This is a genomic window from Streptomyces sp. Ag109_O5-1, assembly GCF_003814875.1.
GTDB classification, from domain to species: Bacteria; Actinomycetota; Actinomycetes; order Streptomycetales; family Streptomycetaceae; genus Streptomyces; species Streptomyces sasae.
Genome location: NZ_RKQF01000001.1, coordinates 4,794,403 through 4,807,400, shown reverse-complemented (window position 1 = coordinate 4,807,400; position 12,998 = coordinate 4,794,403). Strand labels below are relative to the sequence as shown.

Annotated in this window: 11 protein-coding genes; 9 read left to right on the top strand and 2 right to left on the bottom strand. The window is 72.2% G+C overall.

Annotated features, from left to right (window positions below; genetic code table 11):
- Positions 1-40: 40 nt before the first annotated feature.
- From EDD90_RS21830 to EDD90_RS21810, 5 genes are all read left to right on the top strand, one after another.
- Complete coding sequence (locus EDD90_RS21830) at positions 41-1,708, top strand: glycoside hydrolase family 20 protein (RefSeq protein WP_123974643.1); 1,668 nt, start codon at positions 41-43, stop codon at positions 1,706-1,708.
- Between the two features lie 131 nt (positions 1,709-1,839).
- Complete coding sequence (locus EDD90_RS21825; protein ID WP_123974642.1) at positions 1,840-2,601, top strand: DUF4328 domain-containing protein; 762 nt, start codon at positions 1,840-1,842, stop codon at positions 2,599-2,601.
- Between the two features lie 207 nt (positions 2,602-2,808).
- On the top strand, positions 2,809-3,366 hold the full coding sequence (locus EDD90_RS21820) for a hypothetical protein (protein WP_123974641.1): 558 nt from the start codon (positions 2,809-2,811) through the stop codon (positions 3,364-3,366).
- A 187-nt stretch (positions 3,367-3,553) separates the two neighbouring features.
- Entirely contained in the window at positions 3,554-3,934 is a 381-nt protein-coding gene (locus EDD90_RS21815) for a hypothetical protein (RefSeq protein ID WP_185149180.1), read from the top strand.
- Positions 3,935-4,024: 90 nt separating this feature from the next.
- Positions 4,025-5,497: a DHA2 family efflux MFS transporter permease subunit gene (locus EDD90_RS21810; protein ID WP_123974639.1), complete on the top strand. Its 1,473-nt coding sequence runs from the start codon at positions 4,025-4,027 to the stop codon at positions 5,495-5,497.
- 10 nt (positions 5,498-5,507) lie between these two features.
- Here EDD90_RS21810 and EDD90_RS21805 read toward each other — a convergent pair whose 3' ends face one another.
- The gene (locus EDD90_RS21805) at positions 5,508-7,787 is read right to left on the bottom strand and encodes a peptidoglycan recognition protein (protein ID WP_123974638.1); all 2,280 of its coding nucleotides are present in this window, start codon (positions 7,785-7,787) and stop codon (positions 5,508-5,510) included.
- Positions 7,788-8,084: 297 nt separating this feature from the next.
- Between EDD90_RS21805 and EDD90_RS21800 the strand changes: the two genes are divergently transcribed.
- The 4 genes from EDD90_RS21800 (at position 8,085) to EDD90_RS21785 (ending at position 11,817) form a co-directional block, all read left to right on the top strand.
- Entirely contained in the window at positions 8,085-8,702 is a 618-nt protein-coding gene (locus EDD90_RS21800; protein WP_123981477.1) for an RNA polymerase sigma factor, read from the top strand.
- A gap of 78 nt (positions 8,703-8,780) precedes the next feature.
- A complete protein-coding gene (locus EDD90_RS21795; RefSeq protein ID WP_260327988.1) occupies positions 8,781-9,515 on the top strand; it encodes a hypothetical protein in 735 nt (244 codons plus the stop codon).
- 593 nt (positions 9,516-10,108) lie between these two features.
- On the top strand, positions 10,109-10,771 hold the full coding sequence (locus EDD90_RS21790; protein ID WP_123974636.1) for an RNA polymerase sigma factor: 663 nt from the start codon (positions 10,109-10,111) through the stop codon (positions 10,769-10,771).
- The gene (locus tag EDD90_RS21785) at positions 10,771-11,817 is read left to right on the top strand and encodes a hypothetical protein (RefSeq protein ID WP_185149179.1); all 1,047 of its coding nucleotides are present in this window, start codon (positions 10,771-10,773) and stop codon (positions 11,815-11,817) included. The genes EDD90_RS21790 and EDD90_RS21785 overlap by 1 nt, the downstream gene beginning before the upstream one ends.
- A 221-nt stretch (positions 11,818-12,038) precedes the next feature.
- Here the strand turns inward: EDD90_RS21785 and EDD90_RS21780 are convergent, their stop codons facing one another.
- A complete protein-coding gene (locus EDD90_RS21780; RefSeq protein ID WP_123974634.1) occupies positions 12,039-12,902 on the bottom strand; it encodes a L,D-transpeptidase family protein in 864 nt (287 codons plus the stop codon).
- Positions 12,903-12,998 lie beyond the last annotated feature (96 nt).

Here is a 12,998-nt window from a genome sequence, read left to right as displayed (position 1 = left end):
GGATGACGTCTGAGTGGGCGACGCGTCGTAGCGTGGCCGTGTGAGCCAGCACAGGCGTAGGCCCTCGGGACGGCAGATCGCACGGCGGCGGACGGTGGTCGCCGCCGCCGTCGTGGGGACCGTCGTGCTCGGTACGGGCATCGGCGTATGGGCCGCCACGGGCCACGGCGGCGGCGGGTCCACGGCCGAAGCCCCCCAGCAGCAGCCGTCCGGAAGTGGGCGGGCCGCCTCGTCCGCCGCCGGGGCCGGGACGCCGACCCCCACTCCCACGCGCAGCTACCCCCTCTCCCAGGCCCCGCTGACCATCCCCGCCGTCCGCTCCCACACCGCCGCCCGCGGGCCGGGCTGGCGCCCCGAACACGGCGAGCGCGTCGTGGTGAGCGACGCGGCGCTGGCCGACGAGGGGCGGCTGATAGCGGGGGAGCTGGGGCTGTCGTACGCCGGGCAGAAAGGCGCGAACGAGGACGTCAAGGCCGGTGATCTGCGCCTCGACCTCGGCGGTACGGGGGACCCGGAGTCGTACACCATGACCGTGCGCGGCGGGTCGGTGCGGATCAGCGGGCCCGGTGACGCGGGCGTCTTCTACGGCACCCGGACGCTGAAGCAGGAGGTGCACGGCGGCGGCAGCGCCCCGGAGGGGGTCGTGAAGGACCAGCCGGCCAAGCCGCAGCGCGGGTTCATGCTGGACATCGCGCGCAAGCCCTACACCGCCGGGTGGATCGAGGCCCGGATAAGGGAGCTGGGCGACCTGAAGTTCAACCAGTTCGGGCTGCACTTCTCCGACGACCAGGGGTTCCGGATCGAGTCCAGCACCCACCCGGAGATCGTCTCCAAGAACCATCTGAGCAAGGCTCAGGTGAGGCGGATCGTCGCCCTCGCGGCCGGCCGGCACATCCAGGTCGTGCCCGAGATCGACTCGCCCGGGCACCTGGGCGCCGTCCTCGCCGCGCACCCGGAGCTGCAACTGCGCAACGCGCAGGGGGTCCCCACCAAGGGCGCCATCGACATCTCCAAGCCGGCCTCGGCGAAGATCGTCGACGATCTGCTGGGCGAGTACGCCGATGTTTTCCCCGGCTCCTACTGGAACCTCGGCGGTGACGAGTACCAGGCGCTGACCGTCTCGAACCCGCAGGCCTCCTACCCGCAGCTCGCGGCCGCCGCCCGGCAGAAGTACGGCTCCGGCGCCACCGTGGCCGACCTCACCACCGGGTGGCTCAACGCCCGCGTCGACACCGTCCGCGCCCACGACCGCACCATGCGGGCCTGGAACGACGGCTTCCTGCGGGGCAGTTCCGTGCAGCCCGCCAAGGATCTCCAGGTCGCCTACTGGACCGGCAAGGAGATCGGCGCCCGCAAGCCGGTGGAGTACCTGAGCGCGGGGCGGACGGTCCTCAACTACAACGACGAGTTCCTCTACTACGTCCTCGGGGAGCCCAACACCTTCGTCTATCCGACCGGACAGCGGATCTACCAGCAGTGGACCCCGCGCGTGCTGCGCGGCACCTCGGCCGTGTCCTCGGCGTACGACTCCCGGATCCTCGGCGGGTCGTTCGCCGTCTGGAGTGACCTGGCCAACTCCCAGACCCAGGACCAGGTTGCGGCCGGCATCCGGATGCCGTTGCGGGCCACCGCCCAGAAACTCTGGGACCCGCGCACCCCGTCGATGTCCTGGACCCGGTTCAAGACGCTCGCCGGCAAGCTGGGCTGATCCGCGACCGATCACCCGACGGATCACGCGACGCATCAAGGGTGGACGTACGGCGCGGCCGGGCCGTATGTTCCGCTTCCGCGCGGGCCAGGGGAGGGCTCCGTGCCCGACCGCATCCCGGGGGAACCGTCTTGATCTGCGCCCGCTGCCACCACTTCGCCGCCGCGCCCGGCGCCACCCTGTGCCACCGCTGCCTGGGCGACTCGCCCGAGCCGGTCCCGCCCTTCGGCAGCACGCCGGGCCGGTGGCTGCGCTCGCCGGTGGGCCTCGGCTGGGCCACCGTCGTCCTGCTCGGGGTGGTCGTGGCCGCCGACCTGTTCTCCGTCTGGGCGGACTTCCTCCAGTACGACGCCATGGGGGCGCTGGCGGACGGCGAGACCGGCGCCGCCGCGTTCCGCCGGGCCGACCGCGCCGACCGGATGCTGGGCGTCGCCGGCGGTGCGCAGGTGGGTTCGCTGGTCGCCTGCGGGATCGTGTACCTGACCTGGTTCCAGCGGGTACGGGCCAACGCCCAGGTGTTCGACCCGCTCGGGCAGAGCAAGTCGCCGGGCTGGGCGATCGGCGGCTGGTTCGTGCCGGTCGTGAACCTCTGGTACCCGCGCCGGATCACCCTCGACATCTGGGACGCCAGCAGCCCCTGGGGTACGACCCGTTCGCACACGCTGGTCAACGCCTGGTGGACGCTGTGGCTGGCCGCGCTGGTCGCCGACCCCCTCGCGACGCCCGGCGACGACGTGCAGGGTGCCGCCCGGCTCCGCGACGGCGCCCTGCAGCTGATCCTCTCGGACTCCCTCGACATCTCCGCCGCCGTCCTCGCGATCCTGGTCGTGGTGCGGCTGACCCGGATGCAGCACGAGAAGGCGATGGCGGGCACCGCCCCGGCCGCGCTCTGACCCGCGCTCGTACACCCTCGCCGTACCGACCGCCGACCGTCGACCTCATCCCGTTGGTGTCATTGGCTGAAAACTCTTTCTTCACATTCCTTGATCTGCAGGGCGTAGTGCCGCTGTGACGCTCCAGGTACATTGCACGCAGTAGGGGGAAGTGCGGGCTCCGTAAGGGCGGTGGCCTGGTCTGTACCGGTTGTGGGGAGGCGTGGGATGAGCCTGGTTGAGCTGATCGCTCAGGCTGATGAACGCGGACTGGCCGCCAGTGGGTTGGCCTGTTTGGATCGGTGCGTGCCGCTGCTCGGCGGGGACGACCTGGTGCTGCGGCCACTGTGGGCGAGCCTGGCCGACGGCTCCGACTGGAGCGAGGGACTGGAGAAGGCACGCGGCTCCCTCGGCGCGTCCGGAGAGGCTTCCGGCGAGACCGACGAGGCCGAGGCGCTCGCCCGCCGGATGCTGGACGCCGCGCCCGACTCGCAGGAGGGGAACGGCATCCGGCTGTGGGCCGACGCCTGTTCCGTCGCCTCGCTCCAGATACACCGGCTGCTCGACCCCGCCGAGGACGCGGCGCCCTCGGTCGACACCCGCCGCGAGGGCGGCACCGACAGCATGTCCCCGCTGGTCGCCGCCGAACTGCGCCGCCAGGTCACCGTCCTCGAACTCCTCGCGGAGCATGGCCCGGCCGGCCTGCGCCGGGCGCTGGACGTGTCCACCGAGGGCCGCCGGGTGCTGCGCGCGGTGGTCTCGCGCCGGGCCCGCGGCCGGTCATGAGCCGGGCCCGCGGCCGGTCATGAGCCAGGCGTGAGCCGGGCGGGGCGAACCTGGGAGATTCCTGTGGGTGTCGTGCGGTGGAGCTGCGGCGGACTTGCGGGGGTCCTGCGCCGGTTGCGGAAACGCCCGGTTCCAGGGTGACGAAACGGGGGCTGACCTCGCTCTTCCCTATGTGACAGCCCACTACGTGACAGCACAGCAGCAGAGCAGGCCGCATGCCGCCGGGAAACCGGCCCGGTGGGCGGCGGACGCGGTGGCCATGATGCGCGAGGGTGCGCGGGTCCGGCTGGACTATTCGGCGCAGAGTCTGTGGCGCGTCGACCGGGTGATCGACGAGATACGCGGGGAGGGCGCGCCGTACAACGCGGTACGGGAGATGCTGCGCGGTCTCGGCGCCTACGCCGGCGAGGTGATCGTCCGTCAGACCGGCGCCGAGTGGTGGGCGTCCGGCGGCGATCACTGGGTCCGCACCCCCGACGGCCGGCTCTGGGACCCGATCGAGGAGGCCCGACGCTGTTACGAGGGCCAGGGCTCGCTGCGGCTGCTGTGCCGGGACGCCGTGGGATAGCGAGGTGCTCGGGGCCGCAGGCTTGGCAAAAACCCCGCAATAGGAGACGCGGGCGTTCCCAAGTGGCGCGGGCGGGAGCACGATTGGCCCATGGCCGACAACCGACGCTGGTGGGCCCTGGTCGTCATCGCACTGGCCCAGCTGATGGTCGTGCTCGACATGACCATCGTCAATATCGCGCTCCCCTCCGCCCAGACCGCCCTGCACATGTCGGACGGCAACCGGCAGTGGGTCATCACCGCCTACACACTCGCCTTCGGCGGACTGCTGCTGCTCGGCGGCCGGATCGCCGACCTCGCCGGCCGCAAGATGGCGTTCATGACCGGCCTGGTCGGCTTCGCGGCCGCCTCCGCACTAGGCGGGGCCGCGGTCAACCAGGGGATGCTGTTCGGGGCGCGGGCGCTGCAGGGCGTCTTCGCCGCGCTGCTCGCCCCGGCCGCGCTGTCGCTGCTGGCGACGACGTTCACCGACCCCAAGGACCGCAGCAAGGCCTTCGGCATCTTCGGCGCCATCATCGGCGCCGGGGCCGCGGTCGGGCTGCTCGCGGGCGGCTTCCTCACCCAGTACCTGGACTGGCGCTGGTGCCTGTACGTCAACGTGCCGATCGCTCTGGTCGCCTTCGCCGGCGCCTGGGTGCTGCTGTCCGGCGGCGGCCGGCACCCCGACGCCCGCCTCGACGTACCCGGCGCGCTGCTCGGCTCGGCCGGGATGCTCGCCCTGGTCTACGGCTTCTCCGAGGCGGAGTCCCGGAGCTGGAGCGACTCCCTGGTCCTGACGCTGCTGTTCGGCGGGGTCGCGCTGCTCGGCCTCTTCGGGTTCTGGCAGACCCGCGCCCGGGTCCCGCTGCTCCCGATGACCGTCGTACGCGACCGGCAGCGCATCGGCGCCTTCCTCACCGTGCTGCTGACCACCATCGGCATGTTCGGCGTCTTCCTCTTCCTGACCTACTACATGCAGCGCGTCCTCGGGTACTCGCCCGTGAAGACCGGTGTCGCCTATCTCCCCATCACCGTCGGCATGGTCACCGGCTCCACCCAGGTCGCCGCCCGGCTGCTGCACCGGGTCGCGCCCCGTCTGCTGATGGTCCCCGGGCTGCTGCTGGCGGCCGGGGCGCTGACGCTGATAGCCCAGGTCGGGGTCGAGCCCGCGTACGCCTCGCACATCCTGCCCGGCATGCTGATGCTCGGCCTCGGCATGGGCACGGCCATGATGACCTCGGTCTCCCTGGCCACCGGCGGGGTCGCCCCGCGCGACTCGGGCGCGGCCTCGGCCACCTTCAACACCGCCCAGCAGGTGGGCGGTTCGATCGGTACGGCGCTGCTCAACACGATCGCCGCGAGCGTCACGACCCGGTACGCCACCGCCCATGCCGCGAGCATCCCGAACCGGGCCCTGCTGGAGGCGAAGGCCGCGGTGCACGGTTTCAACGTGGCCACCTGGTGGGCGATGGCCGCGCTGCTGCTGGCCGCGCTCGTCGCCGGAGTGGTCGTGAACGCGGACCGGGCGCCCGCCCCGCAAGCCGCGCAGGAACGGACGCCCGAACCGGTGGACTCGGCCACCTGAACCGCTCGGCCTACTTGATGTACACCAAGCCGTCCGTCGTGACCGTCGGACGGCCGCTGGTGCCGACGACGACGATCTTCACGGTGTGCTTGGCGCTGGACGACCAGGTCTTGGTCCAGATCGCCTGGCGGTAGGAGGTCGTCGTGGACTTCAGGTCGACGGTGGCGACCTTGCTGCCGTCGACGTACACGTACGCCTGCCCCGAGGTGGAGGCCCGGCTGACCACCCAGGCGGCGGACCGGCCGGTGAAGGTCCAGCTCAGGCTCGCGCCCTTGGAGGTGCTGGAGTACGACTTGCCGCCCAGGTAGCTGGAGGACGAACGGGAGGTCCAGGTACCGGACTTGGCGGCCGAGGTCTCCTGCAGGATCAGCGGGGTGAAGGACGGGGACGAGGTACGGGTGTTGCCCGCGTAGTCGTACGCCTTCATCGACCAGGTGGACGCGGCACCGGAGCCCGCGGTGCGGCTGGAGCCGGTCGTGGTCGGGCCGAAGGTGGCCGTCGTCGGGGTCAGCAGGCTCACCGACTGCAGGGCCGCGTTGTCGGCGGCCTTCCAGCCGAGGGTGACCGGGACGGCGGTGGTGCTGACGGTGCCGGTGCGCAGGGAGAGCGTCGGCGCGGTGCTGAAGGTGGGCGCGGTGGTGTCGGTGACGACGGTCAGCGCGGCGGTCGTCGTGGTCTTGCCCGACTGGTGCACGGCCCGTACGGCGACGGTGTGGCTGCCGGCGGTGAGCGTGGTGCCCACCGAGGTGGCCGTGCCGGCGGCGGTGGCGACGGCCTTGCCGTCCACCAGCAGCTCGAACTTCGAGATCAGCGAACCGGGCGTGGTGGTCGACCACTTCGCCGTGATCGCACCCTTGGTGTAGTACTTCGAGCCGGACAGGGCGGCGCCCGACAGCGAGGTGAGCTTCAGGCCCTGCACCGGGCCGGACGCCCAGGCGCGGATCGTCGGCAGCTGCGGGTAGAGCGAGTTGCCGGGGCACTCGGTGTTGTAGCCGTCGCGGTGACCGGAGATCCGGTTGAAGGTGTACGAACTGCCGGCGGTGAAGCTGGTGCCGAAGAAGTTCTTCTGCGTCGCGCCCGCCTTGAGCTGCACGGTCGTGGCCGGGTCGGCGCCGTACTGGCCGAGCTTCCACGCCGCGATCCGGGCGACCGAGGCCAGGGCCGCGTCCGTGGCGCCGATGGAGGTGTAGTCACCGAGCACCGCGATACCGGCCGCCTCCCGGTTCCAGCCGTAGGTGTGCGCGCCGAGCACGGGCAGGCCGACACCGCCCTTGCGGCCCTCGAAGATCGTGCCGCACTTGTCGACCAGGAAGTTGTAGCCGATGTCGTTCCAGCCGCTGACCTGCGTGTGGTACGCGTAGATGCCCCGTACGAGCGCGGCGGAGTCGGCGCACGTGTAGTCGTTCGTCCCGTCCGTGTGGTGGACGAAGACGGCCTTCACGTCCGCGTTGTACTCCGACGGGTCCGGGCTCAGCGACTCGTCGGCGCCCCAGCCGGCGCGCGAGACGATCGGCGGCTCGGGCACGGTGGACGGCGGTGCGGTGGGCGTGACGGAGGCCGACGGGCTCGCGGAGGCGCTGTCCGTCGGCGTGGCGGACACGGAGGCGCTCGGCGAGGCCGAGTCGGTGGCGGTCACGGACTCGCTGGGCGACGTGGAGTCGGTGGGCGACACGGAGTCGGACGGGTCGGCCGGGTCGGACGGGGAGACCGAGTCGTCGGGCGACGTGGAGTCCGCCGGCGACGGGCTGTCGCTCGCGGTGCCGTCCGCCACGAACGCGGCCGGCTCCGCCCTGGTCTCCGCGGCGGTCGCCACCCCGGGGTCGACCAGGTTCACCTGGAGCCCCTTGGGCAGACCGGAGCTGGTGGAGCCGTCCTGGTGGACGACCTGGACCTGGACGCCGTCGGAGGGGCCGACCCACAGCGGCTCGGACGCGCCGCGCGCGTCGGGGCCGGCCTCGGGGTCCACCAGCGGGTCGGTCGCCTCCAGGTCGTGCCAGCCGGACCACGCGCCGGTCTCGACGCTCCGGGTGCGCACCTGGGCCGTGCCGTGCAGCCGGTTCTTCGCCCCCGTCCAGGAGACGCCGAGCATCGAGAACCGTTCGGTGTCCGTGCGCGGCAGCTCCCGCCCGCCGTTCGTGGCGCCCTTCAGCGTCAGGTCGTAGACCTTCACCGGCCGCTTGGCCTGTCCGGCGGCCCTGTGGCCGGCGGACGGGTCGGCGACGGCGTACGTCACCACACCCCCGCCGCCGAGAACCACCGCGCCGAGCGTCAGCCACGCCCGTCGCTTCATGCTCAGCGGACTGTACGCACGCTTCCCGCGTGGACTCACTCGTCCCCACCCCTAGAAAAAAAGGACCATGACTGTCACACCTGACACGCCTGTCGCACAGGTGACTCTTAGACACAGCGCCCAGTCCTGACCAAACGTCACTCACCACCGGCCGCCGCCGTGATCCGGACCGCTGTGACACTTCTGTGAGGGCGGACGCTGGTGATCGTGGGGGCCGCGCACACGACCGGAGGTGCGCACGGCACCGGTTCGGGTTCGGCAGAGCCCGATTCGCACTCGGTACGAACGAGGAACGTGTTGGGCCAAGGAGGGGAAACCCGCCGCGTGCAGGCGTACGACGGCGAGCTGGGAGCAGCCGTGGCACGAGCCCAGGAAGGCGACGAGGCCGCTTTCGCGGTCGCCTACCGGCTGGTGCAGCCCGGTCTGCTCGGCTATGTCCGCGGGATCGTCGGTGACGACGCCGAGGACGTGGCCGCCGACGCCTGGCTGGAGATAGCCAGGGACCTGGGCCGGTTCAAGGGCGACGGCGCCGGGTTCCGGGGCTGGACGGCGACCATCGCCCGGCACCGGGCCCTGGACCATCTGCGCCGGCTCAAGGTGCGGCCTCGGGCGTCCGCCCTCGAGCAGGACCTGCTGGAGCTGCCCGGCGCGCACAGCACCTACGACCAGGCGCTGGAGTCCCTCTCCACGGAGCGGGCCCTGGAACTGGTCCGCTCGCTGCCCCGGGACCAGGCCGAGGCGGTGCTGCTGCGTGTGGTGGTGGGCCTGGACGGTCCCGCCGCCGCCCGGGTCCTCGGCAAGCGCCCGGGCGCGGTGCGCACGGCAGCCCACCGCGGGCTGAAGGGCCTGGCCCGGCGGCTGGGTGTCACAGGTGTGACGCAGGAGGACCCCCGGACGCTGGGGGAATCGAAATGAACGCCAACGACGGCATGAACGTCAAGGGCGGCGGGGGCGGCCCCGACGAACGGCCGTCGGACAGGGATGGACAGGGACATGGGTGAACGGCGAAGCGACGACGCCGGCCGCGGCCGGCGGCACGTGCGCCCCGACGGCCATGTGCCCGGCCCCGGGGCCGAGCCCGCCGGTCCGGCGCTGGAGGTCCTGCTCGCCGCCGCCATCCGCGACCACGGTGTCGACGCCGAGGGCGAGCGGCGGGCGGTGGCCGCTTTCCGGACCGCCCGGGACGCCGGTGAGCACCGGGCGCGGACCCGGCGCCGGGACGACTGGCGGCCGCGCGAACAGCGGCGCACCCGTCGCTCGGTGAAGGCGACCGTGACGATGGCCCTGGCGAGCCTCACCCTCGGCGGGGTCGCGGTCGCGGCGATCGGGTCGGTGCACTCCTCCGGCGGCGGCCACGACGACGCCCGAAGGGCCGGCTCCTCGCCCACCGCCCCCGGCACCTTGGCCGGCCGGCCGGCCACCGACGCCCCCGGCACACCCGGCCGTACCGACCCGTCCGAGCGCCCGTCGACCGCCCAGGACACCGAGGCCCACTGCCGGGCCTACGAGAAGGTCAAGGACAACGGCAAGGCGCTGGACTCGACCGCCTGGCAGCGGCTGATCCGGGCCGCGGGCGGCAAGACGAACGTAACCGCGTACTGTGCCGACCTGCTGTCGCAGACGACGACTTCCACCAAGAAGTCAGGCAATTCCGGCAACAGTACGAAGAAGCCCGAAGAAACCGTCAAATCCAGCAAGGGTAAGTCCGCGAACGGCAAGGGCGGCTGACCCCGCGTATCGGGAGCGCGGCGCGTAACATGCCGCTGCGTCGACCAGGTGCAAGCCGGGGGACGGGGGAACGGGTGGAAGACGAACGGCGCCGCCCTGATTCAGCGGACCTCGCCGTCGCCGGATGCGGATGGCTTCTGTTCGTGGCCGTCATCGCCATGCCCGGACTCATCCTGGACGACGGGCCGCTGACCGCGTACATGGCCGTCGTGGGCGGGGCGATCGGGTTTCTCTGGGTGCGCAGGAAGTTGCACCGCTGACCGGCACCGAAGCAACGGCCGGGGCCGCCACCCCCCACAGGAGAGGCCCCGGCCGTCGCGCGGCACGGGCCGCGCGGCGGCCCGTACTCTGTTCAGCGCCATGAGTGCGTTTTCTGTCACACCCCAGGGCGTCACGAGTTAGTTGCGCTGTGTACGGACGTGGACGGGGAACGGATTGAGCACGTAACGTGCAGTTCGCGCCGGGGCGCGGACGACGCATGACCACCGCAACGATCCGCCGTCCCGAACACCGCAATCATTAGTTGAGGAACCACGACGGCGAGAACCACGACCGCGAGAGCGGCGCCGGTTTAGGCGCAGAGTAGGTATCGGGTGCTGGGGGACGACGCGGAGTTGACCGCCGCGGTGCGTGCGGCACAGGACGGGGACGAGATCGCGTTCCGCATCGTCTACCGCGCTGTCCAGCCACGCCTGCTCGGATACGTCCGAACGTTGGTCGGTGACCCGGACGCCGAGGACGTCGCCTCCGAGGCCTGGCTGCAGATCGCCCGGGACCTCGACCGGTTCGAAGGCGACGCGGACCGGTTCCGCGGCTGGGCGGCCCGGATCGCCCGCAACCGCGCCCTCGACCACATACGGATGCGCGGCCGCCGCCCCGCGATCGGCGGCGACGAGACGGAACTGACCGGCCGGGCCGCCGAGTCCGACACCGCCGGCGAGGCCATCGAGGCGCTCACCACCGACTCCACCCTCTCCCTCATCGCCCGGCTGCCGCAGGACCAGGCCGAGGCCGTCGTCCTCAGGGTCGTCGTGGGCCTGGACGCCAAGACCGCCGCCGAGACCCTCGGCAAACGCGCCGGCGCCGTCCGGACGGCAGCCCACCGGGGCCTGAAGAAACTCGCGGAACTGCTCGGCGCCGACCCGGAGAAGGCGGACGTCCTCGACGCGCTTCCGCCCCAGCGAGAACCGGATGGTCGTGCGGTGACGTCCGCCAGTGTGACGCATACGCGTTCGCGGACGCAGAAGGACATGTGATGGCCGACGAGCAGTACAAGTGGCTGAACCGGGCGACGGCGGAACGTCTGCTGCGCGGTGAGTCGCTCGAAGCCGTCGATCCCGCCGCCCGTGACCAGGCAGAACGCCTCGGCAAGGCGCTCGGTGCGCTCTTTGCGCAGACCGCCCCCGCCACCGTCGAGCTCCCCGGCGAGGAAGCAGCGCTGGCTGCCTTCCGCAAAGCGCGCGAATCCGCCGAGGACGAGCGGACCGCGATGGCGGCGCAGTGGGGGAGGCCCGGGCGGAGTGCCGACGCGGGCCTCGTCCGCATCGGCGCCGGCTCTGTGCCGCTGCGGGTCTCCCGCTGGGCCCGCCCCGCCCGGTTCGGCCTCGCCGCCGCGCTGGCCGCCGGCATGCTCGGCGGGGTCGCGGTCGCCGCCGGCACCGGAGTCCTGCCGACGCCGTTCGGCGGCAACCGCCCCGGACCCGCCGCCTCCGTCTCGGCCGCCGGTACTCCCGGAGTCCCGCAGGGCTCGGCCTCGCCCGAGTCCCTGCTCGGCGGCGAGACCGGCACCCCCACCTCCGGTACGACGTCCGACGGCTCCGGACAGCCCTCGCCCGACCCGTCCGGCAGGTCGAAGGAGAAGGGCACCGGATCGAACGGCGGTACCGGGAACGCGTGGGGCCGTGCGCTGGCGTCCTGCCGTGCCGTCCAGCACGGCAAGTCCCTGGGCGCGGACCGCAGACGCGCCCTGGAGGGGCTCGCGGGCGGTGCCGGGCGGGTGGACAAGTTCTGCCGGACCGTCCTCGGCGCCGGCAAGGGCGGCAGCTACGGCGACGGCAAGGGCAGCGTCGGCGGGCAGGGCGGCAACGACGGTTGGAGCGGCGGCCAGGGCGACGGCAACGGCCAGGGCGGCGACGGCCGGAGCGGGAGCGGCTCCGGAAGCGGTTCCGGGAGCGACGAGGGCAACGGCGGGGGCAACGACCACCACGAGGACGGCACCGCCTCACCCGCCCCGACGGGCTTCGCGCCCCTCCTGCCGAGCCGGTCGGCGGCGACCCCCGACCCGACGTACAGCGCACTCTGACCTTTACGAACCGCTCTGACCTGCGGTTTTGTAACTCGCTGAAATTTTTTCCCGCAGGGTGTGACGTTTTCGGCGGCAGTGGCGCAGTACTGAGTGAGCCGACTGGTCATCGGCCGTAGCACAGAGCCGGGGTTCCCCCCGTACCCGTGGCTCGTGCGTTGGCGCGGGCGGGACACGTTCCCCCGGTCCCGCCCGCGCCCCAAACTTCCCGAGCCGTTCGCTCACCAGTAGACGACGACCTTGTCGCCGTTCCGCACCTGGGCGAACAGATCCGCGATCGCCGCCTCGTCCCGCACGTTGACGCACCCGTGCGAACCACCCGCATAGCCCCGGGCCGCGAAGTCGTACGAGTAGTGCACCGCCTGGCCGCCGCTGAAGAACATCGCGTACGGCATCGGGGAGTGGTAGAGCGTCGACACGTGGTGCCGTGACTTCCAGTAGATGTGGAACACACCCTCACGGGTCGGGGTGTACTGCGCCCCGAACCGCACCGACATCGTCGACACCGTCCGCCCGTCGATCATCCAGCGCAGCGTCCGGCTGGTCTTGCTGATGCACAGCACCCGGCCGGTCAGGCACCGGGGGTCGGGTGCGGCGGCCGGCTGACCGCCCATCAGGTACAGCTCCCACTTCCCCGGCCGGTGCGTCATCCGCACCAGCCGCCGCCAGGTCACGGCGTCGGTCTCACCCGTCCGCGGGAGTCCGCGCTTGCCCTGGAAGCCCTTGACGGCCTCGGCGGTGAGGTCGTCGTACGTCCCCGTCGGCCCGTCGAACAGCCAGTCGGCCTGACGCAGCCGGGCCTGGAGCTCACGGACACCGGTGCCGGTGTCGCCCCGGGTGAAGACGATGTGCGGCGGGGTGGTCTCGACGGCGGACGGGGTCGAGGCCGGGGCAGGGGTGCTGCCGGGTGTCGTACCGGGCGCCTTGCCGGGCGTCCGGCTGTGCGGCAGCTCGATATGGACGGGGGAGTTCCCCTTGCCGTCCGCCGGCTGCGCGGTGCATCCGCACAGCACCGCCAGTGCGGCGGCCGAGGCGACCGCGACACCGGGCCGCCCGACGATCCCTGAGAACCCCGTCACCTTCATGCCGAGGATGCTTCCCCGCGTGACCGCCGTCGAACAAGGGGGCATGGTGGGGAGTGACAGACGTACCGGCCTACTGGCGCACTGCGGAGGTCACCC